Origin of the sequence: Frigoribacterium sp. Leaf164 (assembly GCF_001423665.1) — a bacterium.
Taxonomy (GTDB): Bacteria; Actinomycetota; Actinomycetes; order Actinomycetales; family Microbacteriaceae; genus Frigoribacterium; species Frigoribacterium endophyticum.
Genome location: NZ_LMOX01000003.1, coordinates 407,328 through 432,352, shown reverse-complemented (window position 1 = coordinate 432,352; position 25,025 = coordinate 407,328). Strand labels below are relative to the sequence as shown.

The following is a 25,025-nucleotide window of genomic DNA, read 5'->3' as shown; positions in this document are numbered from 1 at the left end:
CGGGGAGGCGGGGGGCGAGGCGCTGGGAATCTCCCGCCGAGCGTGCGTTAACGTAGGCACGTGAAGAACCGTCGGCGCACCCCCCTGGCCGGCGGCGTGCTCTACGGCCTCTACCAGCGTCGGCTCCGCCGCGAGCTCGAGGGCGCGGAGCTGCCGCACCACGTCGCCATGATCGTCGACGGCAACCGGCGGTGGGCCAAGCTCCGCATGCTCGAGACGGCCGCTCACGGCCACCGGGCGGGCGCCGCCAAGATCAGCGAGTTCCTCACCTGGTGCGACGACCTGGGCATCCGGGTGGTGACCCTCTACCTCCTGTCGGCGGACAACCTCGGCAACCGCGCCTCCGACGAGCTCACCGAGCTGTTCGGCATCATCGGCGACGTCGCCGACGAGCTGTCGCGGCAGCGCGACTGGCGGGTGCAGCACGTGGGGTCGACCGACGACCTGCCGCCGTCGCTCCGCGAGTCGCTCTCGCGGGCCCAGACGAGCACCGCCGACCGCGGCGGGCTGCACGTCAACCTCGCCGTCGGGTACGGCGGGCGTCGCGAGATCGCCGACGCCATGCGCAGCATCGTCCGCGAGCACGACGCCGCGGGCGGCACCCTCGACGCGCTCGCCGAGGTGCTCACGCCCGAGCTCATCGCGCAGCACCTCTACACGGGCGGGCAGCCCGACCCCGACCTCGTCATCCGCACCTCGGGCGAGCAGCGGCTCAGCGACTTCATGCTCTGGCAGAGCGCCCACAGCGAGTTCTACTTCGTCGAGGCCTTCTACCCCGACCTCCGCGAGGTCGACTTCCTCCGGGCGGTGCGCGACTTCGCGCTCCGGCACCGGCGGTACGGGAGCTGACGACCGGGCTGTCCTCCCGGCGCTGACCCGCGCCTCCTCCCGGACAGCACGGGGGCCCGAGGGCGACGCGCCAGCGCGTCGCGCACTACCGTAGGAGGCTGACCCCCACCCGAGGAGCCGACCGTGACCACCATCGACGAGTTCGCCGCCGGCTTCGCCGACGAGCCCGGCTACTTCGACTTCGCCAAGTACGGCCCCATCTCGACCCCGGTCGCGGAGGAGCAGCGCGGCCTCGTCGACCTGCAGGCCCGCTCGCGGCACGGCTCCGAGATCGCCCTCGACGAGCAGGCCGGCCGCGTGCGCCGGGCGGTCTCGGCGCTCGTCGGGTTCCCCGCCGACCAGGTCGTCTTCCAGCCCAACACCAGCGAGGGCCTGCTGCACACGATGTTCGGCCTCACCGGGCAGATCGTCCTCTCGGCCCGCGAGTACCCGAGCCTGCCGCTCGCGGTGACCCGCGCCTCTTCGGCCCTGCGGGTGCTCGACCCGGTCTGGATGGACCCGATCTACGGCGCCGTGACGCCCGCCCTCGTGCAGGAGCACCTCACGTCGTCGACCACGGCCGTCGCCGTGAGCGCCGTCGACTACCGCACGGGGTACCTCGCCGACCTCGAGGGCATCCGCCAGGTCATCGGCGACCGCCTGCTGATCGTCGACGCCATCCAGGGCCTCGGCGTCGCCGACCTGCCGTGGTCGCTCGCCGACGTCGTCATGGCCGGCGGCCAGAAGTGGCTCCGCGCCGGCTGGGGCACGGGGTTCCTCGCGCTCAGCGAGCGCGCCGCGACGGAGCTCACCCCGGTCTTCACGGGCGTGGCGGGCTCCGAGCTCGCGCTCGGCGGCCGGTACGACCAGCCGGTGCCCGTCCGGGCCGGCGCGGCCGCGTTCCAGGTCGCGAACCCCGACCCCATCGCGCAGGCCCGGCTCGCCACAGCCGCCGAGGCCGTCACGGCGGTCGGGGTGCCGGCCATCGCGGCGGCGGTCGCCGAGCGCGCCTCCCGGCTGATCGACCTCGCCGACGAGGCCGCGGTGCCCGTCATGTCGTCGCGCGACGAGGCCGAGCGGGCCGGCATCGTCGTGCTCCAGCCCGAGCCGGCGCAGCTGACGACCCTCACCGCCGCGTTCATCAACCACGGCGTCACCGCGACGGTGCGGGACACGACGGTGCGGCTCAGCACCCACGTGTCGAACGACGACGAGTCGTTCGACATGCTGCGGGCGGCGCTGACGTCGTTCGGGAGCGCCGTCACCTACTAGCGGCGACCGGCGCGGGCGACCGGCACCGCGACTCCTCGGGGCCCGCCCTCGCAGCCGTCGTCCAGGTCTCGACCACAGCGTGAGGGTCGTTCACCTGATCGTCACACGACGCGGCGCGTCGCCGTCGACACGGCCGCCGGGCTCGACGTAGGTTCGCATCACCGGGCAAGTCGCCCGGTCGAGGCGGCCACGAAAGTTCGTCCTCGCGTCGCACTCCGGCCGTCTCCGCCGCAAGGGAACGGGTGCCCAGGCACCCGGAGATGGAGTCGTCGTGACCTCGCTGAACGAGCCCCGCACCGAGACCCGGACCGATCAGAGCACCGACCGCGGGCGCGGAAGAGCTGCCGAGAGCCGCGCCGGGGAGGCGCGCGGCACGTCGGTCGCCCAGCGCACGTACGTGCTCGACACCTCCGTCCTCCTCTCCGACCCGCAGGCGGTCTTCCGCTTCGCCGAGCACGACGTCGTCCTGCCGGTCGTGGTGGTCAGCGAGCTCGAGGGCAAGCGGCACGACCCCGAGCTCGGCTACTTCGCGCGGCAGGCGCTGCGGCTGCTCGACGACCTGCGCGTGCAGCACGACCGCCTCGACTTCCCCGTCGCGGTCGGCGACGGCGGGTCGTTCCGGGTCGAGCTGAACCACTCGAACATGTCGGTGCTGCCCTCCGGGCTCCAGCTCGGCGACAACGACTCGCGCATCCTCGCCGTGGCCAGCAACCTCGCCGCCGACGGCCTCGCCGTCACCGTCGTCTCGAAGGACCTGCCCCTGCGCGTCAAGGCGGCGTCGATCGGCCTCGCCGCGGAGGAGTACCGCGCCGAGCAGGTCGTCGACAGCGGGTACACCGGCCAGATGGCGCTCGACGTCTCGAGCGAGCAGATGGCGACCTTCTGGGAGACGGAGCGGCTCAGCTCGCGCGCGCTCGGCGACGTGCCGGTCAACACCGGCGTCGTCGTGCACTCCGACCGCGGCTCGGCCCTCGGCCGCGTGACGGCCCGGGGCGAGGCGCGGCTGGTGCGCGGTGACCGCGACGTGTTCGGCCTGCACGGCCGCTCGGCGGAGCAGCGGCTCGCCATCGACCTGCTGCTCGACCCCGAAGTGGGCATCGTCTCGCTCGGCGGGAGCGCGGGCACCGGCAAGTCGGCGCTCGCGCTCTGCGCCGGGCTGGAGGCGGTGCTCGAGAAGCAGCAGCACAAGAAGATCATGGTGTTCCGGCCGCTGTACGCGGTCGGCGGGCAGGACCTCGGCTTCCTGCCCGGCGACGCCGGCGAGAAGATGAACCCCTGGGGCCAGGCCGTCTTCGACACCCTCGGCGCGCTGGTCTCGCAGAACGTCCTCGACGAGATCGTCGAGCGCGGCCTGCTCGAGGTGCTGCCGCTGACGCACATCCGCGGGCGTTCGCTGCACGACGCGTTCGTGATCGTCGACGAGGCCCAGTCTCTCGAGCGCAACGTGCTGCTCACCGTGCTGAGCCGCATCGGGCAGAACTCGCGGGTCGTGCTGACCCACGACGTCGCGCAGCGCGACAACCTGCGGGTCGGCCGCCACGACGGCGTCGCCTCGGTGATCGAGACGCTCAAGGGGCACCCGCTGTTCGGGCACGTCACGCTGACGCGGTCGGAGCGGAGCGCCATCGCGGCGCTCGTCACCGAGCTGCTGGAGTCGAACGAGCTGAGCTGAGCTGAGCCGGGCCGCCGCACCGCCTCCTGCGGGGTGCGGCGGGTCGGTGTCCTCCCCGGCGGGTGGGCGCCCGCCCGCCGGGGCCGACGACGACCCGCCGCGTCGCCGCCGCCGCCGCCGGGCCGCCGGGGCCGGAGGGCACGGGGGAGGCGCGGGTCGCCCGGTCCTCCCCAGCCCGGTCACGGGGGCCGCGGTCCCCGATCGGCGACCCCGGCGCGCCCGACGGAGTCCGCCGCACGGCACCCTCGGCGCATGACGACGCCTCCGGACCCCCCTCCCGCCGCTCTCGCCCCTCCACCGGTGGCCGGGCCTCGTGCGGTGCGCCGGCGCTGGAGCGTGGTCGTGGCCGCCGCCGTGCCGGCCGCGCTCCTGGCGGCCGTGGTGCTGACGTCCTCGCCGCCCCCGGCCCTCGCGGTCGTCGTCGCCGTCGCGCTGCTGGTCACGCCCGGGCTCGTGGTCACCGACCTGGTCTCCCGTCGGCTGCCCGACCGGCTCGTGGCCCCGCTCGCCGCGGCCACGCTCGGGGGCCTGGCGCTCCACGCCGCGACGGGCGCGAGCTCCTGGCCGTCGGTGCTGCAGGGGCTGGCGGTGGGCGTCGCCGTGCTCGTCGCCGGGGGAGCGGTCTCGTGGTGGGGAGGCCTCGGCATGGGCGACGTCAAGCTCGGCGCCGCCCTGGCGACGTCGACGGCCCTCACGGGCACCACGGCCGAGCTGGCGGGGGGAGCGGTGCTCGCGACGGGAAGCGTCGCGGCAGCCTGCGCGGTCGCCGTCGCGGCCCGGCGCGCGCGCAGGGACCGGGGTCCGGGCGAGGCCCGGCCCGCCAGTGCGACGGGCGGCACGAGCCTCGCGCGGGGCGTCCCGCTCGGGCCCGTGCTGCTCGCCGCGTGGTGGGCGACCGTCACGGTGGAGGCGACCGGCGCCTCCACCGTGTGACGGCCCCGATCACCTCGGAGCGCCGCCCGGGGTGCCGACGGCGCCCGGGCCGGGCCCGTCGCGGCCGCGGGGCGAGCTAGCCCGGGTGCGTCATGCTCAGCACGTCGAGGGCGGAGTCGAGCTGCTCCTCCGTCACCTCGCCGCGCTCGACGAAGCCGAGGTCGACGACGGCCTCGCGCACGGTGAGCTTCTGCGCCACGGCGTGCTTCGCGACCTTGGCAGCGGCCTCGTAGCCGATCACGCGGTTGAGGGGCGTGACGATCGCGGGCGACGACTCCGCCAGGGCGCGGGCGTGCTCGACGTTGGCCTCGAGCCCGTCGACGGTCTTGTCGGCGAGGGCGCGCACGCCGTTCGAGAGCAGGCGGATGGACTCGAGGAGCGCCGTCCCCATCACAGGGATGGCGACGTTGAGCTCGAAGGCCCCCGAGGCGCCGGCCCAGGCGATCGTCGCGTCGTTGCCTATCACGCGCGCCGAGACCATGAGCACGGCCTCGGGGATGACCGGGTTGACCTTGCCCGGCATGATCGACGAGCCCGGCTGCAGGTCGGGGACGTGCAGCTCGCCGAGCCCGGCGTTCGGCCCCGAGCCCATCCAGCGGATGTCGTTGTTGATCTTGGTCAGGCTCACCGCGACGACGCGGAGGGCGCCCGAGGCCTCGACGAGCGCGTCGCGCGCACCCTGGGCCTCGAAGTGGTCGAGGGCCTCGGTGACGGGCAGCCCGCTGTCGGCCGCGAGGGCGGCGATGACCCGCTGGGGGAAGCCGACGGGCGTGTTGATGCCCGTGCCGGTCGCGGTGCCGCCGAGCGGCACCTCGGCGACGCGGGGCAGGGTGGCACGCACGCGCTCGACCCCGAGCCGGATCTGGCGGGCGTAGCCGCCGAACTCCTGGCCGAGGGTGACCGGCGTCGCGTCCATCAGGTGGGTGCGGCCCGCCTTGACGACGTCTGCCCACTCGACGGCCTTGCGCTCGAGCGACTCGGCGAGGTGCTCGAGCGAGGGCACGAGCTGCTCGAGCAGAGCGCCCGTGACGGCGACGTGCACCGACGTCGGGAAGACGTCGTTCGACGACTGCGAGGCGTTGACGTGGTCGTTCGGGTGCACCGGGGTGCCGTCGACGCTGCCGGCCAGCGTCGCCAGGACCTCGTTCATGTTCATGTTCGACGAGGTGCCGCTGCCCGTCTGGTAGACGTCGACCGGGAACTGGTCGTGGTGCTCGCCGCCGATCACGGTGTCCGCGGCCGCGACGATCGCGTCGGCGACGGCCGGGGCGACGATGCCCATCTCGCCGTTCACGATCGCGGCCGCGCGCTTGATGCGCGCCAGCGCCACGATCTGCGCCGGCTCGAGGCCGGCCCCCGAGATCGGGAAGTTCTCGACGGCACGCTGGGTCTGGGCGCGGTACAGCGCCGATGCGGGCACCCGCACCTCTCCCATCGTGTCGTGCTCGATGCGGTACTCGGATGTGGTCACGACGTCGTGGTCCCTTCCTGTGGCCCTCGTGGGGCGCTCTCGACCCCGGCTCGCCGGGGGTGGTCTCAGAGGCGGCCGATGACGACCGAGCGGTCGACGCGGCCGTTCGCGAGGTCGTAGTTCGCCCCGACGACGGCCAGCCGCCCCTCGGCGATCGCCGTCGCGACCAGGGCCGAGCGGCCGACCAGCGTCTCGACGGAGGCCTCGATGTGCAGCTTGCCGACCGAGCGGGGGTCGAGCACGGCCCCGGGCTCGAGGTCGATCGTGGCGCGGCGCACCGAGGGCACGATCATGTCGACGAGGTCGCCGAGGAACCGCGACCCGGGAGGCGCGGTGGAGGTCATCGACTCGATGGCCGTCGCGACCGCGCCGCAGCTGTCGTGCCCCAGCACGACGATGAGCGGCACGTTGAGCACCGAGACCGCGTACTCGAGGGAGGCGATCACGGTGTCGCCGACGACCTGGCCGGCGTTCCGCACGACGAAGAGGTCGCCGAGGCCGACGTCGAAGATGATCTCGGCCGCGAGGCGCGAGTCGGCGCAGCCGAAGAGGGCGGCGACGGGCTCCTGGCCGCCGGCCAGCAGCGACCGCCGGTCGCTGTCCTGGTGGGGGTGCTCGGGGCTGTTCGCGACGAAGCGGTCGTTGCCGTCGGCCATGCGCTGCCAGGCCTGGCCGGGGGTCAGGTGCTCGGGGGCGGAGGGCGTGGCGGCGGTCTCGGGGGAGGTCACGATCGGGTGCTCGTCTCGTCGGCGATCTGCTCGGCGAGGGCGGTCGCCAGGGTCTCGAACTCGGTGTCGTCGGCCGTGCCGTGCAGCACGTACGAGCTGCGGTCGACGGTGGTCGTCAGGCTGTAGGCGTAGTTGCCGGGGTCGTCGGCGTCGCGCTGGTCGTAGACCAGCCAGTCGAGCCCGCCGATCGTCGTGGTGCCGTTCGGCACGGCCGTCTGCACGGCGGCGCTGACCCAGGTGTCGTTGGCGTCGATGCCCTGCTCGAGGGCGATGAACTGGTCGGCCGGGGTGATCAGGCCGACGTACCAGGTCGAGACGCCGTCGGCCGTGCCCGTGTCGATCTCGGCACGGTTCGACGACCAGCCGTCGGGCAGGGCGGGGGAGGCGAGCGGCACGTCGACGCTGGCCTCCGACTGCTCGGCGACGCTGCGGTAGTCGATCACCTGGCGGTTGACGGTGCCGCCGGGGCGGACGACCACGAGCACGAGGAACAGCACGATGCCGAGCGACGCGAGGATCGAGAGCGTGAGGTTCTTCGCCGTCTGGTTGGCGTAGTGCTTGCGGGTGTTCTCCGCCTTGCGCCGGGCCGTCTCGTCGGGCGTCTCGGGGCGGCCGAGCTCGGCGACGACGCGGGGCTCCTTCGGGCGTCGGCCCCTGCCCTCGCCGCTCATTCGGCGGTCACCTGGCGGCGAGCGGCCTCGAGGCGCTCGCGGGCGCCCATCAGCCACTCCTCGCAGCGGCGGGCCAGGGCCTCGCCCCTCTCCCACAGGGCCAGCGACCGCTCGAGCGTCGACCCGCCCTGCTCCAGCTCGGCGACGACGCGGACGAGCTCGTCGCGGGCCTGCTCGTAGCTCAGCGACGAGACGTCGGGAGCGGAGTCGGCGCTGGCCGCGGGGGAGTCGGAGGGGGTCGTGGTCACGGGCACCATGCTACCGAGCAGAGCTGACGGCGGGGCCCTGGCCCGCGCCGGCGGGGGAGGGCGACGGGCCTGGGGAGGAGGCGCCGGTGCTGACGGCCCCCACCGCGCCTCCCTCGAGGGTGACGACGAGCTCGACCCCGGCCGGTGCGTCGTCGGGCTCGCGCAGCACGCCGCCGCCCGGCAGCTGCACGATCGAGTAGCCGCGCCTCAGGGTGCCCTGGGGCGAGAGGGCCCGCAGCTGCGCGGTCAGCTCGGACACGCGCGTGTGGGCGCGCTCGACGGCCCGGGCGAGCAGCTCCTCGCCGCGGGCCACGGCCCGCACGACCTCGTCGGCGCGGACGTCGACGAGGGTCTGGGGCGACGCGAGCACCGGGCGGCTGCGGAGCTGCTCGAGCCGGTCGATCTCGGTCGAGACCAGGGAGGTGAGCCGCTGGCCGATGCGGGTGCGGGCCTGCTGCACGCGCTGGAGCTCCTCCGACACGTCGGGCACGACGCGCTTCGCGGCGTCGGTCGGCGTCGAGGCACGGAGGTCGGCCACGTCGTCGAGCAGCGGCCGGTCGGCCTCGTGCCCGATGGCGCTGACCACCGGCGTCGTGCACGCCGCCACGGCGCGCACCAGGCCCTCGTCGCTGAAGCCGAGCAGGTTCTGGAAGTCGCCGCCGCCCCGCGCGACGATGATCACGTCGACCTCGGGGTCGGCGTCGAGCTGCTGCACGGCCGCGGTCACCTCGCCCACCATCCGGTCGCCCTGCACCGCGGCGTGCACGACCCGGAAGGCGACCGACGGCCAGCGCAGCTGCGCGTTGCGCAGGACGTCCTTCTCGGCGTCGCTGTCGCGACCGGTCACCAGGCCGATGCACTGCGGCAGGAAGGGCAGCGGGCGCTTGCGGTCGGCGCCGAAGAGCCCCTCGGCCGTGAGCTGGCGGCGCAGCCGCTCGAGCCGTTCGAGCAGGTCGCCGAGCCCGACGTGGCGCATGTCGAACACCTGCATGGTGAGCGAGCCGCCCTTGACCCAGTAGTTCGGCTTCACCGCGGCGATGACGCGGTCGCCCTGCTTGAGGTCGGCCGGCACCCGAGACTTCACGCTCGACCAGATCGAGAACGAGATCGTGGCGTCCTGCTCGAGGTCCTTGAGCTTGCCGTAGACGTTGCCCCCCGAGACGTTCCACTGCGTGATCTCGCCCTCGACCCACGCCGTGCCGAGGCGGTCGATCCAGTCGCGCACCTTGGCGGCGAGCAGCCCCACGGGCCAGGGGGCCTCGGCGGTCGGCGGCGGGGTGACGATGGTCATGCTGCTCCCGGTGGTCGTGGGTGGTGGTCGGTGCTCGGTCGGCGGCGCGGGGCGTGCCCCGCTCCCAGTGGGTCGGCAGTCGAGCGCCTTACACTCTCCTGGTGGCCCACATCACGAACGGCGCGCTCGCCGTCGACCTCCCGACCCCCCGCGTGCCCGCCGTGCGCAACAGGCTACGGGACACCCCCGTCGCCGGACGCAAGCGCGTGCTGCTCGCCGCTCCCCGCGGCTACTGCGCCGGCGTCGACCGCGCCGTGATCGCCGTCGAGAAGGCCCTCGAGCACTACGGCTCGCCGGTCTACGTCCGCAAGCAGATCGTCCACAACGTCCACGTCGTCTCGACGCTCGAGAGCCAGGGCGCGATCTTCGTCGACGAGGTCGAAGAGGTCCCCGAGGGGTCGCACGTCGTCTTCAGCGCCCACGGCGTCTCGCCGGCGGTGGTGCAGGGCGCGGCCGACCGCGGCCTGCAGGCCATCGACGCCACGTGCCCCCTCGTCACGAAGGTGCACCGCGAGGCGGTCCGCTTCGGGTCGCAGGGCCGCCACATCATCCTCATCGGCCACGCCGGCCACGAGGAGGTCGAGGGCACGATGGGCCACGCCGCCGACCGGACCACCCTCGTGCAGAACCCCGACGAGGTCGACGACCTCGTCGTCGACGACCCCGAGAACCTCGTCTGGCTGTCGCAGACGACCCTCAGCGTCGACGAGACCATGGAGACCGTGCGTCGCCTTCGCGAGCGCTTCCCCTCCATCCAGAACCCCCCGAGCGACGACATCTGCTACGCCACGCAGAACCGTCAGGTCGCCATCAAGAAGGTCTCGGTCGAGGCCGACCTCGTCATCGTCGTGGGCTCGGCCAACAGCTCGAACAGCGTGCGCCTCGTCGAGGTCGCCCTCGAGCACGGGGCCAAGGCCGCGTACCGCGTCGACTACTCGAGCGAGATCGAGCAGGAGTGGCTCGACGGCGTCGAGACCGTCGGCGTCACCTCCGGCGCCTCGGTGCCCGAGGTGCTCGTCAAGGAGGTCCTCGACGACCTGGCCGACGCGGGCTACCTCGACGTCTCCGAGGTCGTCACGGCCCACGAAGACCTCATGTTCTCGCTGCCCAAGGAGCTCCGCACCGACTCCACCGGCGCCGTCGACAGCCGGGCCCTCGGCGGACGGACCCGATGACCGACGAGTCGTCGGCTCCCCGCGACGCCCGTCCCCGCCCGCGGTACGGCGAGTACGCGCCCGAGGGCTGGGTCAGCCCCGTGGCCGACGCGGCCGCGGCGCGGGAGGCAGAGCTGGCGGCGAAGGCCGCTGAGTCGCGGGCCGTGGACGCCAGGCCGGGCGCAGCCCCGGTGACGCAGACCGCCTCGACGGCGGGCCCCGCGACTCCTGCTGCCCTGAGTACGGGGCGCCGGGTGGACCGCATCGCGACCCTCGCGCTGATCGGCCTCGCCGTCTACAACGTGGTGGGCAACGTCGTGCTGGTGCCGAACTTCTCGGCGACCCTGCTCGACCTGCTCCGGCGCAGCGGCTACGACGTCGACACGTTCACGTCGCAGGCGGGCCTGCAGACGGCGGGCGCCGTGATCGCGGTGACCTCGCTGGTCGTCTTCGTCGTGATGCTCTGGTGGTCGCTGCGCCGACTGCGCGCCGGCCGTCTCTCGTTCTTCGTGCCTCTCGCCGCGGGCGTGCTCGTGACCGCCGTGCAGCTCGTGGCCGTCTTCTCGGTGGTGCTCGGCGACGCCGCCTTCGTGCAGTCCGTCATGGACGCCGGCAACCGCCCCTGATCTCGCCGCCCCGGTCGACCCGGGGCACGGACGTGACGACGCCCCGCCGGCCTGAGCCGACGGGGCGTCGTGACGTCACGGGGGAGTCGCGGGTCAGCTCCCCGACTGGCCGAACGACCCCAGCTGCCGCGTGGCCTCGACGACTCGCGCCGCCATGGCGGACTCGGCGACCTTGCCCCAGGCGCGGGGGTCGTACTGCTTCTTGTTGCCGACCTCGCCGTCGGCCTTGATGAACCCGTCGTAGTTCTTGAGCACGGTGTCGGCGATCGACCGGCTGAAGGCGTACTGCGTGTCGGTGTCGAGGTTCATCTTGACGACGCCGTTCGAGACGGCCTCGGAGATCTCGGCGTCGGACGAGCCCGAGCCACCGTGGAAGACGAGCTCGAGGGGCTTCTCGGCGGTGCCGAAGCGCTCCTGGATGCCCTGCTGGATCTCGCCGAGCAGCTCGGGGCGGAGCTTGACGTTGCCGGGCTTGTAGACGCCGTGCACGTTGCCGAAGGTGAGGGCGGCGATGTAGCGGCCCTTCTCGCCCAGGCCGAGCGCCTCGACGACGCGGGTCACGTCGCCCACGGTCGTGTAGAGGGCGTCGTTCGTGCCCTCGTGCTGCACGCCGTCCTCCTCGCCGCCGACGACGCCGATCTCGACCTCGAGGATGGCGTTGATGGCGGCGGTGCGCTTCAGCATCTCCTCCGCGATGGAGATGTTCTCGTCGAGGGGGACGGCCGAGCCGTCCCACATGTGCGACTGGAAGAGCGGATTGCGGCCGGCCTTCACCTCCTCCTCGGAGGCGGCGATCAGCGGCAGGACGAAGCCGTCGAGGGCGTCCTTCGGGCAGTGGTCGGTGTGCAGCGCGACCGTGATCGGGTAGTTCTTGGCGACCTCGGTCGCGAACTTCGCGAAGGCGATCGCCCCGGCGGCGCGGTTCTTGACGGTGTGGCCGGCGAAGTAGTCGGCACCGCCGGTCGTCACCTGGATGATGCCGTCGCTGCCCGCCTCGGTGAGGCCCTGGAGCACCGCGTTGATCGTCTGCGACGACGACACGTTGACGGCGGGGTAGGCGAACCCCTTCTTCTTCGCTCGGTCGAGCATCTCGGCGTACTGCTCGGGGGTGGCGACGGGCATGGCTTCTCCTTCGGTGGTGCGGGTGCGGCTCTGCTCGGCCCAGCCTAGTCAGCGGGCCCGGCGTCGGCCCAGGCTCGGGAGGCGGCGGCGGAGGGTCGACACCCGGGGGTGCCGACCCTCCGCCGGGTCGCCTCAGACGGAGCTCGGCGTGCTGTCGTCCCGCTCCGCGGAGCGTCGACGGGCGAGGAGGACGACGCCCCCGGCGGCGAGGGCGAGCAGGGCGGCCAGCGCCGTCAGGCCCAGCACGAGGGGTCCTCCGGTGAACGCCAGGACGGCGGGTCGGGGCTCCTGCGCCTCGGCCGTCAGGTGCTCCTCCGGGTCGGCCCCGGGGGAGGTCGAGGTGCTGCCCTCGTCGGTCGGCGGGTCGACCACGGGCGGGTCGACCACGGGGGGCTCGACGACCGGGGGATCGACGACGGGCGGCTCCACGACGGGCGGCTCGGCCGGGTCGGCCAGCGCCCCCGCGTCGACGTGGTCGTGTCGCGAGACGCCCGCGAGTGCGCCGCTGGGGTCGAGCACGCGGCTCACCGTGACCGCGGCCCGCCCGTCGGCGTCGACGTCCGAGTCGCGCTCGGGGTCGTCGCCGGCTCGGACGGTCGTCCACCCGCCGGGCACCTCGCCCACGTCGACGCGGTAGTCGCCGGGGCGCAGGCCGGTCGTCGACCAGCGACCGAGCGCGTCGGTCGCGACGGCCCGCGAGACGAGGTCGCCGCGGTCGTCCGTGCCGGTGACCCGCACCGGGTGGCCGGGCCGACCCGGCTCGTCGTCGCCGCGCACGCCGTCCGCGTCGACGTCCGTCCAGACGCGGTGGCCGAGCGTGCCCGCGGCGACCCGGGTGCTGGCCCGGTTCGAGGTCGTGGCCCAGTCGATGCCGGCGACCCGGAGAGCGAAGGTCGACGCCCAGACGTCGGAGTCGGCGGAGTCGTCGGCTCCGGTCAGGACGAGCTCGTGCTCCACCGAGCCGCCGCGCTCGACGGGGCCGTCACGGTGCACGCGCACGGCCGTGACGTCGTCGAGCCCCGTGGGGCAGCCGGCCCGGCCGAGCTCCGCCTCGAGGCACCAGGTGGTGGCGCCTCCCGGCTGGTTCGACCCGTGGGCGGGGTCGGTGTGGACGTCGGCCGAGGGGGCGCCGGTGTAGCTCACGGTCTCGGTGTCGCCGTCCGCCGCCACCGGGGCGACGAGCCGAGGCTGCGTCGCCGCGGTGGTGCTGCCGTCGCCGGGGTGGGGCAGCGTGCTGATCAACGAGCTCGAGGGCAGCGCCTCGGAGCCGACGTTGCGGTACGAGAGCGTGAAGACCACCTCGTCGCCGATGACGTGCACCGGGTGGTCGACGGTCTCCTCCGTGTCGAAGCCGCTGCCGGCGAGCACCTGGAGGGCCCGGTCGGAGGTGCGGAAGGACGGCGCCGACACGTCACGGCTCGACTCGATCGTCGCGCGGTTCAGGGCCTCGACCCCCGCGCGCGTGCTCGTGAAGCGAGCGTCGAACACGAGGGGCGCGATCGTCGCGTTGACCTCCACCGGGTCGAAGCGCCAGGTCAGCCGCTGGCGGGCCTCGCCGTCGATCTCGACCTCGTCGACCACCGGCTCCGGCGAGCTCGACCCGGGGACGAACTCGGCGCCGGCGGGGAGGACGTCCCGCACCGTGACCACCTCGGCCACCCGGTCGTCGCTGGCGTTCGTCACCGACGGGTACAGGGCGTAGCGGACCGTGCCGCCCGCCGTGACGAAGGCGCTCTGGTCGGGGGTGTCGCCGGCGTCGTGGCCAGGGTCGACGACCGCGCTCGTGATGCGGGCGGTGTTGCTGGTCGTCGTGAGGAAGTCCGACCACGGGCCGTTCGCGCTCTCCGCGTCGGCACGGTCGTGGGTCCACTCGCCGTCGGTCGACGTGCGCATGCTGGAGAATGTCCGCACGCGGGTGTCGTTCTCGAGCCGCGGGGCCACCGTGAGGTGGACGTTGAAGCCGATGGTCGTCGTGGCCGGGTGGTCGTACGACCAGCGGACGGCGCCGACGGCCGCCGGGCCGCCCTCGACGTCGAGCGGGTCGGCGTGCCACTCCAGGTCGTCGTCGTCGCAGGTGGCGCTGCGGGCCGCCTCCTGGTCGCCGCCGGCGAAGGCCGCGAACTCCGGCCGGCCGGTCGTGCCCACGCTGTTGCTGGCCGCCCACGACCCCGGGGCGTTCTCGCGCAGCGTCTGCACGGTGTTGTCGAAGACGGAGCAGACGACCGTGTCGCCCCACGGGCCCACGCCGCGGTTGTTGAGGCTCGTGCTGCTGAGGATCGACTGGGCGGGGGTGACGTACGGGAGGTCGTTCTTGCCCGACAACGGGAACGACGCGGAGCGTTCGGCGTCCCAGCCGTAGTAGCGGGTCACGCCCCCGACGCCGGCGTTCTGGCTGACGTTCCGGTCGACGGAGTTGTCGTGGTCGGGCTCGGGCTCACCGTCGTAGTTGGCCCGACCGCTGATGGAGGTCGCGGCGACGTCGCGGTAGGTGTTGCGGGCCGTGAAGGACTGGCCGAGCGGCGGGGCCGGGACCCAGAGGCTGACGTAGGCCGAGACGACGTAGGGCACGACGCCGCCGGCGATCTGCCCGCCCGACACGCTGCGGGTCGGCACCGAGGCGAGGCTCGTGTCGGTGCCCCTGACGGTGATCGAGACGGGCTCGCCCGGGGCGGCCTGCTCGCAGGTCACGGTGCCGGAGTCGACGACCGCCCGTTCTCCGCCGCCGACGCCGCCCGGCGCGGCGGCGATCTGGCCGGTGTTCACACCGCAGGCCGGGGCGCCGTCGACCGAGTGGAGCACGGCGGGGCTCGGCGACGAGCCGTACATGCGCGACACGTCGTCGACGAGCGTGATGCCGTCGGCGAGCTGCTCGTAGCCCAGCAGTCCGCCGCCCTCGACGAGCGACTCCCAGTGCACCTGCAGCGGGTAGACGATCGAGAAGCCGGGCGTCGTGCCGTCGGCGCCGAGCGACGGCGAGAACGCCGGCACGGTGCGCGACATCGACACGTCGAAGCGCGGGGCGGCGGAGACGGTGACGGCGGGCGCCGTGACCTCGACCGGCTCCAGCCCGACGGCATGGGCCTCGACCCCGGCCTCGAGCACGGCCGCGTGCGGCAGCGCCGTCGAGACCGACGCGACGGCGCTGACCGTCCGGGCACCGCCGGTCAGCGTGCCGAGCTCGCAGCTCAGCACGTCGCCGTCGACGGCCGAGCCGGCCGAGCACTCGTCGGGGACCCCGGCCCAGCTGGTGCCCTCGGCGGCCGTGAGGCGCACCCCGCCCGTGGCCGACCCCTCCGAGGTGCCGACGGTGACGGCGTAGACGACGGCGTCGGCCGTGCGGACGACGCCGTTGCGCGGACCGCTGTCGCCGCCGGGCCGGTCGTCGTCGCTGAAGCGCCCGAGGCCGTCCGACGAGACCGCCACGCTGAGCCGGAGCCCGTCGGCGGAGACCTCGGAGCGCTCGCTCGGCGGGGCCGTCGTCGACGGCCCGCCGGGCTTGAGGGGAGGCGGTGAGGAGGCGCGGGCGGGGACCGCGGGGACGGTGGCCGCCGCGATCAGCGCAGCGGCGACGGCGGCTGCCGTCACCCCGCGGGTGAGGGGAGTGGAGAGAGGGGTCAAGGGAGGCCTTCCGGTCGGGCATGCATGCCTCATGCCGGGTGAGAACATATCGCATGACAGCTGTGAGGGGAAGGCGTGGCGAGTACACTCGAGGAATGGCTGATTCGTCCTCCGGGAACCTCTACTCGCACCCTGACCGCAACCTCGGCATGGAGCTGGTGAGGGCCACCGAGGCGGCGGCGATCCGCTCCGCCCCCTTCATCGGCAAGGGCGACAAGAACGCCGCCGACGGCGCCGCGGTCGACGCGATGCGCAAGTTCCTCGGCACCGTCGCCTTCGACGGCGTCGTCGTCATCGGCGAGGGCGAGAAAGACGAAGCCCCGATGCTCTTCAACGGCGAGCACGTCGGCAACGGCTTCGGCCCCGCCTGCGACATCGCGGTCGACCCGATCGACGGCACGAGCCTCACCGCCGCCGGCCGCATGAACGCCCTCTCGGTGATCGCGGTCAGCGACCGTGGCAGCATGTTCGACCCCAGCGCCGTGTTCTACATGGACAAGATCGTCACCGGCCCGGAGGGCATCGGCGTGATCGACCTCGACCGCCCGATCGGCGACAACATCCGTGCCCTGGCCGAGGCCAAGGGCCTCGCCGTGGAGGACGTCCAGGTGGCCGTCCTCGACCGCCCGCGCCACGCCGACCTCATCCAGCAGATCCACGCCGCCGGCGCCGGCACCCGCCTGCTGCTCGACGGCGACGTCGCCGGCGGCATCAACGCCGCCCGTCCCGACTCGCGCATCGACATGTGCGTCGGCATCGGCGGCACCCCCGAGGGCATCATCACCGCCTGCGCCGTGAAGGCCCTCGGCGGCCTCATCCTCACCCGCCTGGCCCCGAAGGACGACGCGGAGCGCCAGAAGGCGATCGACGCCGGCCACGACCTCACCCGCGTGCTCGACCAGGACGACCTGGTCAAGGGCGACAACGCCTACTTCGTCGCCACGGGCGTCACCGACGGCGCGCTCGTCGCCGGCGTCAAGCGCAAGCAGGGCATGATCCGCACCTCGAGCATCGTGCTCCGCTCGCACTCCGGCACGATCCGTCGCGTCGAGGCCGACCACCTGGTCTCGAAGTGGTACGGCGAGAACGCCTAGTCACCGAGTGACAGACGGAGGGGCCGGGGCGACGTGTTCGCCCCGGCCCCTCCGTCTGCCCCGCGCCGCCGCTCGCGGGGGATCAGAGGCTGTCGTGCTGGTGCTCGTCCTGGCGCTGCCCGTCGCGCTGCTCGGCCTCGTCGAGCGCCGCCGTCAGCTCGGGCGCGGTGAGGTCGCGGGGCACCTCCTCGACGACCGCGGGGGCCGCCAGCACCGTCGACTCGTCGAGCACGCTGAGGCGCCGGGCCGACGGCAGGACGGTGCGCTCGAGCGACCCCACGAAGCGGTTGTAGTCGACGACCGACCCGCGCAGGGACCGGCCGAGCTTGTCGACGTGGCCGGCCATCGTGGCGAGGCGGCCGTGCAGCTCCCGGCTGAGGTCGAAGAGGGCCTTCGCCTCCGTGGTCACGACGTCTTGCTGCCAGCTGAAGGCCACCGTCTTGAGCACCGACCACAGCGTGACGGGTGAGGCGAGCGCGACCCGCTTCTGGAACGCGTAGTCCATCAGGGCGGGGTCGGCCTCGAGGGCCGACGACACGAGCGACTCGCTGGGGATGAAGGCGATGACCAGCTCGGGGGAGGAGTCGAGCCCCGCCCAGTAGGTCTTCGCCGAGAGGGCGTCGACGTGCGCCCGGAGGGCCTTCACGTGCTGCTTGACGAGCAGGTCGCGGCGGGCCGCCTCCTCGCCGGAGGCGGTGGCCGGGATGGTGCTCGCCTCGAGGTAGGCGGAGAAGGGCACCTTGGCGTCGACGGCGATGGACTTGCCGCCGGGCAGGTGCACCACCATGTCGGGCCGGCCTTGGCCGGCGTCCGAGCTGATGCTCGACTGCAGGTCGAAGTCGACCCGCTCGATCAGGCCGGCCGCCTGCACGACGTTGCGCAGCTGGGTCTCGCCCCAGACGCCTCGGGTGCTGTTGGAGCGCAGGGCGCTGGCCAGCGACTCCGCCGTGCTCCGGAGGCGCTCCTCCGACTCGACGGCGCTGCGCAGCTGCTCGCTCAGGGTGCCGTACTGGTGCGCCCGCTGCTCTTCGAGCTCGGCGACCTTGGCCTGGACGGCCGCGAGGCTCTGCGCGACCGGGCTGAGCGCGGTCATGACCTGGCCCTCGGAGCGGGTGCGCTCGGCCTCGGCGATGCGGACGTCTCGCAGGCGGTCCTGGAACTCGCGGAGGCGCGCCTCCTGGTCGGCGGACTGGCGGCGGTGCAGCTCGTCGAGGTCGGCGAGGCGCTCGCGGTGACCCTCGACGGTGGCGCGGGCGCCGGCGAGCTCGGCCGACAGGCGGGCCGTCGACTCGGCCGACCGGGCCCGTGTCGCCAGCACGCCCAGCACGACGCCGACGGCGAGGGAGAGGACGACGAGGGCCACGACGGCGATCGGTGAGGTCATGCCCGCAGTGTCGCAGCAGCCCCCGACAGCGGTGTGAGCCGCTTCATCGTCACGCGGGAGGCCTCGGCGAGCTGCCGGAGGTCGTCGGCGCCGTGCACCGCGGCCGCGTGGGTCATGATGGCCGCGCAGGCCTCAGCGTCGGCGAGGGCGTCGTGGTGCGAGAAGCCCGTGAAGCCCGCGGCGGCGGCCGCCATCGGGAGCCGGTAGGAGTCGAGGGCGTACGTCTTGCGCGCCACCTGCAGGCTGCAGAGGTAGGCCCAGTCGGGCGGGTGGATGCCCGTGGCGTGGCAGGCGGCGCGGATGACGCCCATGTCGAACCCCGCGTTGTGGGCGACGAAGACGTCGATGCCGGCGAAGTCGGCGATGAGGTCGAACTGCTCCTCCCACTCGAAGGCGCCGATGACGTCGTCGGCGACGATCCCGTGGATGCGGGTGTTCCACTCCAGGAAGGCGTCGTGGCCGGCGGGCGGCTTGATCAGCCAGCCGACCTTGTCGACGACGACGCCGTCGCGCACCTTGACGAGGCCGACGGAACAGGCCGACGCGCTGCTCGCGTTGGCGGTCTCGAAGTCGATCGCGGTGAAGTCGATGGGCACCGGGCCATGCTCTCACGCACCCCCGACGTCGCCGGCCCGGCCCGCGCCTCCCCGGCTCCGGGCGGTGCGTCGGGCCCCGCGCCGGTACGATGGCTGACCGTGGCTCTCACTATCGCGATCGTCGGACTGCCCAACGTCGGCAAGTCCACCCTGTTCAACGCCCTGACCAAGAACCAGGTGCTGGCGGCGAACTACCCGTTCGCGACCATCGAGCCGAACGTCGGCATCGTCAACCTGCCCGACCCGCGCCTCCGGGTGCTCGCCGACATCTTCGGCAGCGAGAAGACGCTGCCCGCGCCGGTGTCGTTCGTCGACATCGCCGGCATCGTGAAGGGCGCGAGCGAGGGCGAGGGGCTCGGCAACAAGTTCCTCGCCAACATCCGCGAGGCCGACGCCATCGCCGAGGTCGTGCGCGGCTTCGTCGACGAGGACGTCGTGCACGTCGACGGCCGGGTCGACCCCGAGGGCGACATGGGCACGATCAACACCGAGCTGATCCTCGCCGACCTCGAGACCGTCGAGAAGGCGATCGTGCGCTACGAGAAGGAGCTCCGCCTCAAGCGCGTCGAGCCGGTCACGCACGAGACCGCCGTCGCCGCCCGCGACGCCCTGCAGCGCGGCGAGGCCCTGTCGGCGTCGGGCATCGACCTCGAGCCGATCCGCGAGCTCGGGCTGCTCACCGCGAAGCCCTTCATCTACGTCTTCAACGTCGACGAGTCCATCCTGACCGACGACGCCAAGAAGGCCGAGCTGGCCGCCCTCGTCGCGCCGGCCGAGGCCGTCTTCCTCGACGCCAAGATCGAGTCCGAGCTGATCGACCTCGACCCGGACGACGCGGCCGAGCTGCTCGCGTCGACCGGCCAGGAGGAGTCGGGCCTCGACCAGCTGGCCCGCATCGGCTTCGAGACCCTCGGCCTGCAGACCTACCTCACGGCAGGCCCGAAGGAGACCCGCGCCTGGACCATCGGCAAGGGCTGGAAGGCCCCGCAGGCGGCCGGCGTGATCCACACCGACTTCGAGAAGGGCTTCATCAAGGCCGAGGTCATCTCGTTCGAGGACCTCGTCGAGACCGGCTCCATCGCGGAGGCGCGCTCGGCCGGCAAGGCCCGCATCGAGGGCAAGGAGTACGTCATGCAGGACGGCGACGTGGTGGAGTTCCGCTTCAACAACTAGGCACCCGGATGGGTCGGAGCCCGGCGTCGGGCCTCTCTGAGGCGACCGCCCGCGGCTGACGAGGGCCGATCCGGGAGCTGGACCGGGGGACGACCGCCGGGGTACACGCCGCAGTCGATCGGAGGCCCGTGGGGGACCGGATCCGTACCCCGCCGTGCCCCCCGTCCGGCCGATACTCCCGGGTATCCTCCCTTCACGTGAGGGTCGTGTACCCCGAAGGGGGAGGGATCACCCGTCCGGGGGTCGCGGGTCATCCGCGGATGGTTCCCGGCCCGGCTCACAGCACAGTCTTGACGTGGTCACAGCGCTGTCCCTACTTTGAGCACCAGACGCCGGTACCCCAGCGTCGAGGCCCGAACCTCGACGCTCCGTGCGGGGGGAGCCCGAACTCCCTCCGATCCCGACACGGTCACCACACGCACCTCGCGAGAGGTCGTTCACCGGTCGGCGACCCCTGAAGGGGCCGCCGACCGCGGCACGCCTCATCGAGGCTGTCGGCCACCGGTGCGCCTACCCGAACCCCGATCGAGGACCCGCCACCCATGCGCCTTGGCACAGCTCTGTCGACCGACTTCCAGATCGCCCTGAACTGGCAGTCCGTCGTCGACGTCTTCACCACCGTCCAGCCCTACTTCCCCATCGCCATCGCCGGCACGATCGTCTGGCTGCTCTGGCTCTACCGGGTCATCCTGTCGGCCCGCGCGAAGCCGATCGAGAGCGACTTCCGGTCGACGACCTCGCTCGTCGTGCCGTCGTACCACGAGGACCCCGACATCCTGATGCGCTGCCTCCAGACGTGGCGCGAGCAGGGGCCGGACGAGATCATCATCGTCCTCGACCTGATCGACACCGAGGCGTACGACCGCATCATCGCCCTCGGCGACCCGCGCGTGACCCCGGTGCTCTTCCACCACGTCGGCAAGCGCTCGGCGCTCGGCGCCGGCATCCGCCGGGCCCAGGGCGAGATCCTCTTCCTCACCGACTCCGACACGTCGTGGACGCCGGGCCTGCTCGAGAACGCGCAGAAGCCGTTCGCCGACCCGCTCGTGGGCGGCGTCAGCACGCAGCAGAACGTGTACCAGCGCCGCACGAGCGTGTGGAGGCGCGTGGCCGACTGGCTGGTCAACCTGCGGTACTACAACTACGTGCCAGCCATGGGCGCCGCCGGCGCCGTCGCGATCATCTCCGGCCGCACCGCCGTCTACCGCCGCTCCGCCGTGATGCCCGTGCTCGAGAACCTCGAGAACGAGTTCTTCCTCGGCCGCCGCTGCATCTCGGGCGACGACGGGCGCCTCACCTGGCTCGTCCTCGCCAGCGGCTACAAGACCGTGCACCAGTCGTCGGCCAAGGCCCTGTCGATGTTCCCCGACACGTTCAGCGCCTTCGTCAAGCAGCGCGTCCGCTGGAGCCGCAACTCGTACCGCACCTACTTCACGGCGATCGCGAAGGGCTGGCTCTGGAAGGTGCCCTTCGTCACCAAGGTGACGGTCATGCAGATCATCCTGACGCCCGTCACCATGGGCCTCACCGTCGGCTACCTCGCCTTCAGCCGCATCGACGGCACGGCGCTCGGCATCGGCGCGACGCTCGCCTGGGTGCTGCTCAGCCGCGGCGTGCGGGGGTTCTCGCACCTGAAGCGCAACCCCGGTGACATCTTCATCCTCCCCGTCGTCGCCTTCGTGGTCATCTTCATCTCGCTGCCCATCAAGGTCTTCGCTCTGATCACGATGAACAAGCAGGGCTGGCTGACCCGCCACGCCGACCGCATCGGCGGCGACGGCCAGACCGCGTCGTCGCTCGTCAGCGAGGCGGCCTACGCCGCCGGCCCGGCCGACGAGGGAGTCCCGGCCGACGAGGGAGTCCCGGCCGACGAGGCCGTCACCCCGGCCGGCCGCCACGGCGCGCTGCCGCCCGCCCCGGTCTCGCCGCCGGTCGGCGTGCCCGTCGCGGCGTCGACCGCGGACGTCCAGCCGGCCACGGCGCAGCACGTCCCCGCTCAGCCCGTCGCCGCCCCGCCCGTCCCCGCCCAGACCGCTCCCGTCGCCCAGGAGGTGACCGCATGACCGCCCTCCGCCGCCGCACCGCGCTGAGCTGCGCCTCCGCCGTCCTCGTCACCGCCGTCGTGGCGGGCGGCATCGCCCTCACCGGCGCGGGCACTGCCTCCGCCGCGTCGCCCGAGCCGAGCTCGTCGAGCTCGTCCGAGCCGACCTCCGAGCGCCTCGACGCCAGCGGCGTCGCGTCGTACGAGGGCGACCCGGAGGCGGAGGCGCAGGTCTCCGCCACCGAGGACCGCCGCCTCATCGAGGTGCGGGCCATCGCGAACGCCGCCGACTGGAGCGGCGTCGCGCACTACAAGCCGTACCGCCTCGCCACCGGCAACCTCTACACGCTGGTGCTCGTCGCCCGTGACGCGCCGTACACGCTCAGCGACCTGGAGGAGCTGGCGCCCCGCACCTTCCGCCGCGAGCCCGACGGCAGCTGGCTCCTCAGCGAGAACATCGTCGTCGAGGACGGCGCCACGCTCGACCTCAGCGACAAGGACGGCCTGACGCTGCACCTCCAGTCGAACTCGGAGGCGTTCACGTCGATCGTCACCCTCGGCGGCTCCCTCGTCGTGGCCGGCACCTACGACGAGCCCACGCGCATCAGCAGCTGGGACCCGGACGCCGGGGCCGTCGACACCGACACCTCCGACGGCCGCGCCTACATCCGCGTCGTCGGCGGCCGCGCCGAGCTCAGCAAGGCGTTCTTCACCGACCTCGGCTTCTGGAGCGGCATGACGGGCGGCGTCTCGATGACGGGCACCGACATCCCCGACAAGGGCACCGACACCCTGGCCCGCAAGGGCACCAACGCCAGCGCGAGCGACGAGGCGGCCGCCGCGGCCGCCGCGGAGGAGGACGCCAGCACGGAGGTCTTCGGCACCGAGCTGCTGCCGACCGACGAGGCCAGCGTGCTCGACATGGACCCCGACCTCAGCGGCTACAGCTACGTCTCGGCCATGGTCCGCGACGTCACCTTCGACGGCAACGCCTTCGGGCTGTTCGTCACCAGCGCCGACGGCGTCGTGGTCCGCGACAGTGCCATCAAGGACAGCCTCGTCGACGGCATGGTCTTCCACCGCAACGTGTCGAACAGCGAGGTCGAGAACACCACCTCGACCGGGAACGCGCTCGACGGGTTCGACGTGAACCGCGCCTCCTCGGGCATCGTGCTCGAACGCCTCACGGCGACCGGCAACGGCCACAACGGCATCACCATGAACGGCCGCGCCCTCGCCGAGGGCCCGAGCGCGACGGGCATGCCCACCGGCGTCTACGGCAACAACTCGCTGTCGAACAGCAAGTCGAGCGACAACGCCCGCTACGGCGTGGAGGTCATCGGCGGCACCGACATCGAGGTCGACGGCAACACGCTGACGGGCAACGAGGTCGGCATCGTCGTGGGCCAGGGCGCCGAGAAGGTCGCCCTGACCGACAACACCATCGAGGAGTCGGCGCTGCAGGGCATCGCGCTCCGCGACGCCGGCACCGGCGGCACGATCAAGGGCAACACGATCTCCGGCGGCGACATCGGCATCTACCTCCGCGACGCCGGCGCGACGATCTCGCGCAACACCGTCGAGGACGTCGGCAACCACGCCATCACCCTGATCGGCGACACCGGCCGGTCGAGCATCAGCGACAACGTCGTGTCGGGCCGCGGCCCGAGCGCCATCGACACCGCCCGCACCGAGGGCGCCGTCCGTGCCGACAACGACGACAGCGACTGGCGCAGCACCAAGCCGCTCAGCGTGATCCTGCGGTCGATCTTCCAGCCGCTGACCATCATGTGGCTGAGCCTCGGCCTCATCCTGCTCGTCACGGCAATCACCAGCGTCGGCCGCAACCGCCGCGGGTTCGTCCACCCCTACGCGAACCTCGCGCCGCTGTCGACCTTCACCCGCGGGGAGGCCTCGCGCGACGAGGTCGGCCCGCCCTCCACCCCTCGAGGAAGCACCGCATGATCGACCTGTTCCGCAAGCACCCCGCCCTGACCGCGACCGGCCTCGTGCTGGCCGGCGTGATCGTGGGAGGAGTCGCGGTGACGGCGATCGGCGTCGGTCGTGACGACGAGGGAGGCGCGTCACGGGCTCCGTCCGCCGGCGCCACCTCGGCGCCCCTCGAGGAGGCGTCGCCCACCCCGAGCGCCACCCGCGCCCCGGCCGCTCCGGCCACGGCGAGCGACGTCTGCCAGGCCCCGAGCGTCTCGGTCGCCTCGGCGGACGAGCTCACCTCGGCCCTCACCGACGCCGCCCCCGGCGACGTGATCCAGCTGGAGCCGGGCACCTACGTCGGCAACTTCGTCGCGTCGGAGTCGGGCACGGCCGACCAGCCGATCGCCCTCTGCGGCTCGGCCGACGCCGTTCTCGACGGCGACGACGTCGAGAAGGGCTACGTGATGCACCTCGACGGCGCCGAGTACTGGCACCTCGAGGGGTTCACGATCACGAACGGCCAGAAGGGCCTGATGGCCGACGGCACCGTGGGCAGCACGATCACCGGCCTCACCGTGAACCACATCGGCGACGAGGCCGTCCACCTCCGCGACGGCAGCACCGACAACGTCGTGTCGTCGAACACCATCAGCGACACCGGCAACCGCAAGGAGAAGTTCGGCGAGGGCATCTACATCGGCTCCTCGAAGAACAACTGGGGCGAGATCACCGGCGGCGACCCCGACACCTCCGACCGCAACGTCATCGAGGGCAACACCATCTCGGACACGACGGCCGAGAACATCGACATCAAGGAGGGGACCACGGGCGGCGTCGTCCGCGGCAACAGCTTCGACGGCGCCTCGCTGACCGAGGGCGACTCCTGGGTCGACGTCAAGGGCAACGGCTGGACCATCGAGGGCAACACCGGCACCGCGTCGTCGATGGACGGCTTCCAGACCCACGAGCTCCTCGAGGGCTGGGGCACCGACAACGTCTTCAGCGGCAACACGGCCGCGGTCGACGGGCCCGGCTTCGGCTTCTCGCTCACCCCCGAGCTCGGCAACCGCGTGATGTGCGACAACACCGTCTCCGGCGCCGGCGAGGGCGACTGGAACGTGGAGTGCGCGCGCTGACCCTGCCCGCGCCTCCGGGGCCCCGGCCCCTC

Annotated in this window: 20 protein-coding genes; 11 read left to right on the top strand and 9 right to left on the bottom strand. The window is 73.0% G+C overall.

Annotation, left to right across the window (positions count from 1 at the left end; genetic code table 11):
• Nucleotides 1-60: 60 nt before the first annotated feature.
• The 4 genes from ASF82_RS10025 (at nucleotide 61) to ASF82_RS10010 (ending at nucleotide 4,705) form a co-directional block, all read left to right on the top strand.
• Nucleotides 61-849 (top strand): isoprenyl transferase, encoded by a 789-nt coding sequence (locus ASF82_RS10025; protein WP_235491255.1) that lies wholly within the window; start codon nucleotides 61-63, stop codon nucleotides 847-849.
• Nucleotides 850-972: 123 nt separating this feature from the next.
• On the top strand, nucleotides 973-2,100 hold the full coding sequence (locus ASF82_RS10020) for an aminotransferase class V-fold PLP-dependent enzyme (protein ID WP_056056667.1): 1,128 nt from the start codon (nucleotides 973-975) through the stop codon (nucleotides 2,098-2,100).
• A gap of 271 nt (nucleotides 2,101-2,371) precedes the next feature.
• A complete protein-coding gene (locus ASF82_RS10015; RefSeq protein ID WP_235491254.1) occupies nucleotides 2,372-3,772 on the top strand; it encodes a PhoH family protein in 1,401 nt (466 codons plus the stop codon).
• A gap of 300 nt (nucleotides 3,773-4,072) precedes the next feature.
• Nucleotides 4,073-4,705, top strand: a complete 633-nt coding sequence (locus ASF82_RS10010) for an A24 family peptidase (RefSeq protein WP_162240272.1) — start codon at nucleotides 4,073-4,075, stop codon at nucleotides 4,703-4,705.
• A gap of 76 nt (nucleotides 4,706-4,781) precedes the next feature.
• Here the strand turns inward: ASF82_RS10010 and ASF82_RS10005 are convergent, their stop codons facing one another.
• From ASF82_RS10005 to xseA, 5 genes are all read right to left on the bottom strand, one after another.
• Nucleotides 4,782-6,176: a class II fumarate hydratase gene (locus tag ASF82_RS10005; RefSeq protein ID WP_082514546.1), complete on the bottom strand. Its 1,395-nt coding sequence runs from the start codon at nucleotides 6,174-6,176 to the stop codon at nucleotides 4,782-4,784.
• Between the two features lie 65 nt (nucleotides 6,177-6,241).
• The gene (locus tag ASF82_RS10000; protein ID WP_056058904.1) at nucleotides 6,242-6,832 is read right to left on the bottom strand and encodes a carbonic anhydrase; all 591 of its coding nucleotides are present in this window, start codon (nucleotides 6,830-6,832) and stop codon (nucleotides 6,242-6,244) included.
• Between the two features lie 68 nt (nucleotides 6,833-6,900).
• A complete protein-coding gene (locus ASF82_RS09995) occupies nucleotides 6,901-7,575 on the bottom strand; it encodes a DUF4245 domain-containing protein (RefSeq protein ID WP_056056663.1) in 675 nt (224 codons plus the stop codon).
• On the bottom strand, nucleotides 7,572-7,832 hold the full coding sequence (locus ASF82_RS09990) for an exodeoxyribonuclease VII small subunit (RefSeq protein ID WP_056056660.1): 261 nt from the start codon (nucleotides 7,830-7,832) through the stop codon (nucleotides 7,572-7,574). The genes ASF82_RS09995 and ASF82_RS09990 overlap by 4 nt, the downstream gene beginning before the upstream one ends.
• A gap of 1 nt (nucleotide 7,833) precedes the next feature.
• On the bottom strand, nucleotides 7,834-9,114 hold the full coding sequence (gene xseA, locus ASF82_RS09985; RefSeq protein WP_056056658.1) for an exodeoxyribonuclease VII large subunit: 1,281 nt from the start codon (nucleotides 9,112-9,114) through the stop codon (nucleotides 7,834-7,836).
• Nucleotides 9,115-9,215: 101 nt separating this feature from the next.
• Between xseA and ASF82_RS09980 the strand changes: the two genes are divergently transcribed.
• Together ASF82_RS09980 and ASF82_RS09975 are read left to right on the top strand one after the other, a co-directional pair.
• Complete coding sequence (locus ASF82_RS09980; RefSeq protein WP_082514545.1) at nucleotides 9,216-10,289, top strand: 4-hydroxy-3-methylbut-2-enyl diphosphate reductase; 1,074 nt, start codon at nucleotides 9,216-9,218, stop codon at nucleotides 10,287-10,289.
• The gene (locus ASF82_RS09975; RefSeq protein WP_056056656.1) at nucleotides 10,286-10,894 is read left to right on the top strand and encodes a DUF6264 family protein; all 609 of its coding nucleotides are present in this window, start codon (nucleotides 10,286-10,288) and stop codon (nucleotides 10,892-10,894) included. The genes ASF82_RS09980 and ASF82_RS09975 overlap by 4 nt, the downstream gene beginning before the upstream one ends.
• A 93-nt stretch (nucleotides 10,895-10,987) precedes the next feature.
• Here the strand turns inward: ASF82_RS09975 and fbaA are convergent, their stop codons facing one another.
• Nucleotides 10,988-12,016: a class II fructose-bisphosphate aldolase gene (fbaA, locus tag ASF82_RS09970; protein WP_056056655.1), complete on the bottom strand. Its 1,029-nt coding sequence runs from the start codon at nucleotides 12,014-12,016 to the stop codon at nucleotides 10,988-10,990.
• Nucleotides 12,017-12,148: 132 nt separating this feature from the next.
• Nucleotides 12,149-15,634, bottom strand: a complete 3,486-nt coding sequence (locus ASF82_RS09965) for an SdrD B-like domain-containing protein (RefSeq protein ID WP_156370066.1) — start codon at nucleotides 15,632-15,634, stop codon at nucleotides 12,149-12,151.
• 95 nt (nucleotides 15,635-15,729) lie between these two features.
• Between ASF82_RS09965 and glpX the strand changes: the two genes are divergently transcribed.
• Complete coding sequence (gene glpX, locus ASF82_RS09960) at nucleotides 15,730-16,728, top strand: class II fructose-bisphosphatase (protein WP_056056650.1); 999 nt, start codon at nucleotides 15,730-15,732, stop codon at nucleotides 16,726-16,728.
• An 82-nt stretch (nucleotides 16,729-16,810) separates the two neighbouring features.
• Here the strand turns inward: glpX and rmuC are convergent, their stop codons facing one another.
• Together rmuC and ASF82_RS09950 are read right to left on the bottom strand one after the other, a co-directional pair.
• The gene (rmuC, locus tag ASF82_RS09955; RefSeq protein ID WP_056056648.1) at nucleotides 16,811-18,112 is read right to left on the bottom strand and encodes a DNA recombination protein RmuC; all 1,302 of its coding nucleotides are present in this window, start codon (nucleotides 18,110-18,112) and stop codon (nucleotides 16,811-16,813) included.
• Nucleotides 18,109-18,708: an exonuclease domain-containing protein gene (locus ASF82_RS09950; protein ID WP_056056646.1), complete on the bottom strand. Its 600-nt coding sequence runs from the start codon at nucleotides 18,706-18,708 to the stop codon at nucleotides 18,109-18,111. Before ASF82_RS09950 ends, rmuC begins: the two co-directional genes overlap by 4 nt.
• Before the next feature lie 99 nt (nucleotides 18,709-18,807).
• Between ASF82_RS09950 and ychF the strand changes: the two genes are divergently transcribed.
• The 4 genes from ychF (at nucleotide 18,808) to ASF82_RS09930 (ending at nucleotide 24,993) form a co-directional block, all read left to right on the top strand.
• Nucleotides 18,808-19,881, top strand: coding sequence for a redox-regulated ATPase YchF (gene ychF, locus ASF82_RS09945; protein WP_056058897.1), 1,074 nt, complete (start codon nucleotides 18,808-18,810; stop codon nucleotides 19,879-19,881).
• A 542-nt stretch (nucleotides 19,882-20,423) separates the two neighbouring features.
• Complete coding sequence (locus ASF82_RS09940; RefSeq protein WP_082514544.1) at nucleotides 20,424-21,944, top strand: glycosyltransferase; 1,521 nt, start codon at nucleotides 20,424-20,426, stop codon at nucleotides 21,942-21,944.
• Nucleotides 21,941-23,887: a right-handed parallel beta-helix repeat-containing protein gene (locus ASF82_RS09935; RefSeq protein ID WP_056056642.1), complete on the top strand. Its 1,947-nt coding sequence runs from the start codon at nucleotides 21,941-21,943 to the stop codon at nucleotides 23,885-23,887. Before ASF82_RS09940 ends, ASF82_RS09935 begins: the two co-directional genes overlap by 4 nt.
• Nucleotides 23,884-24,993 carry a nitrous oxide reductase family maturation protein NosD gene (locus tag ASF82_RS09930; protein ID WP_082514543.1) on the top strand — a complete coding sequence of 370 codons (1,110 nt, stop codon included), beginning with the start codon at nucleotides 23,884-23,886 and terminating at the stop codon, nucleotides 24,991-24,993. Before ASF82_RS09935 ends, ASF82_RS09930 begins: the two co-directional genes overlap by 4 nt.
• Nucleotides 24,994-25,025 lie beyond the last annotated feature (32 nt).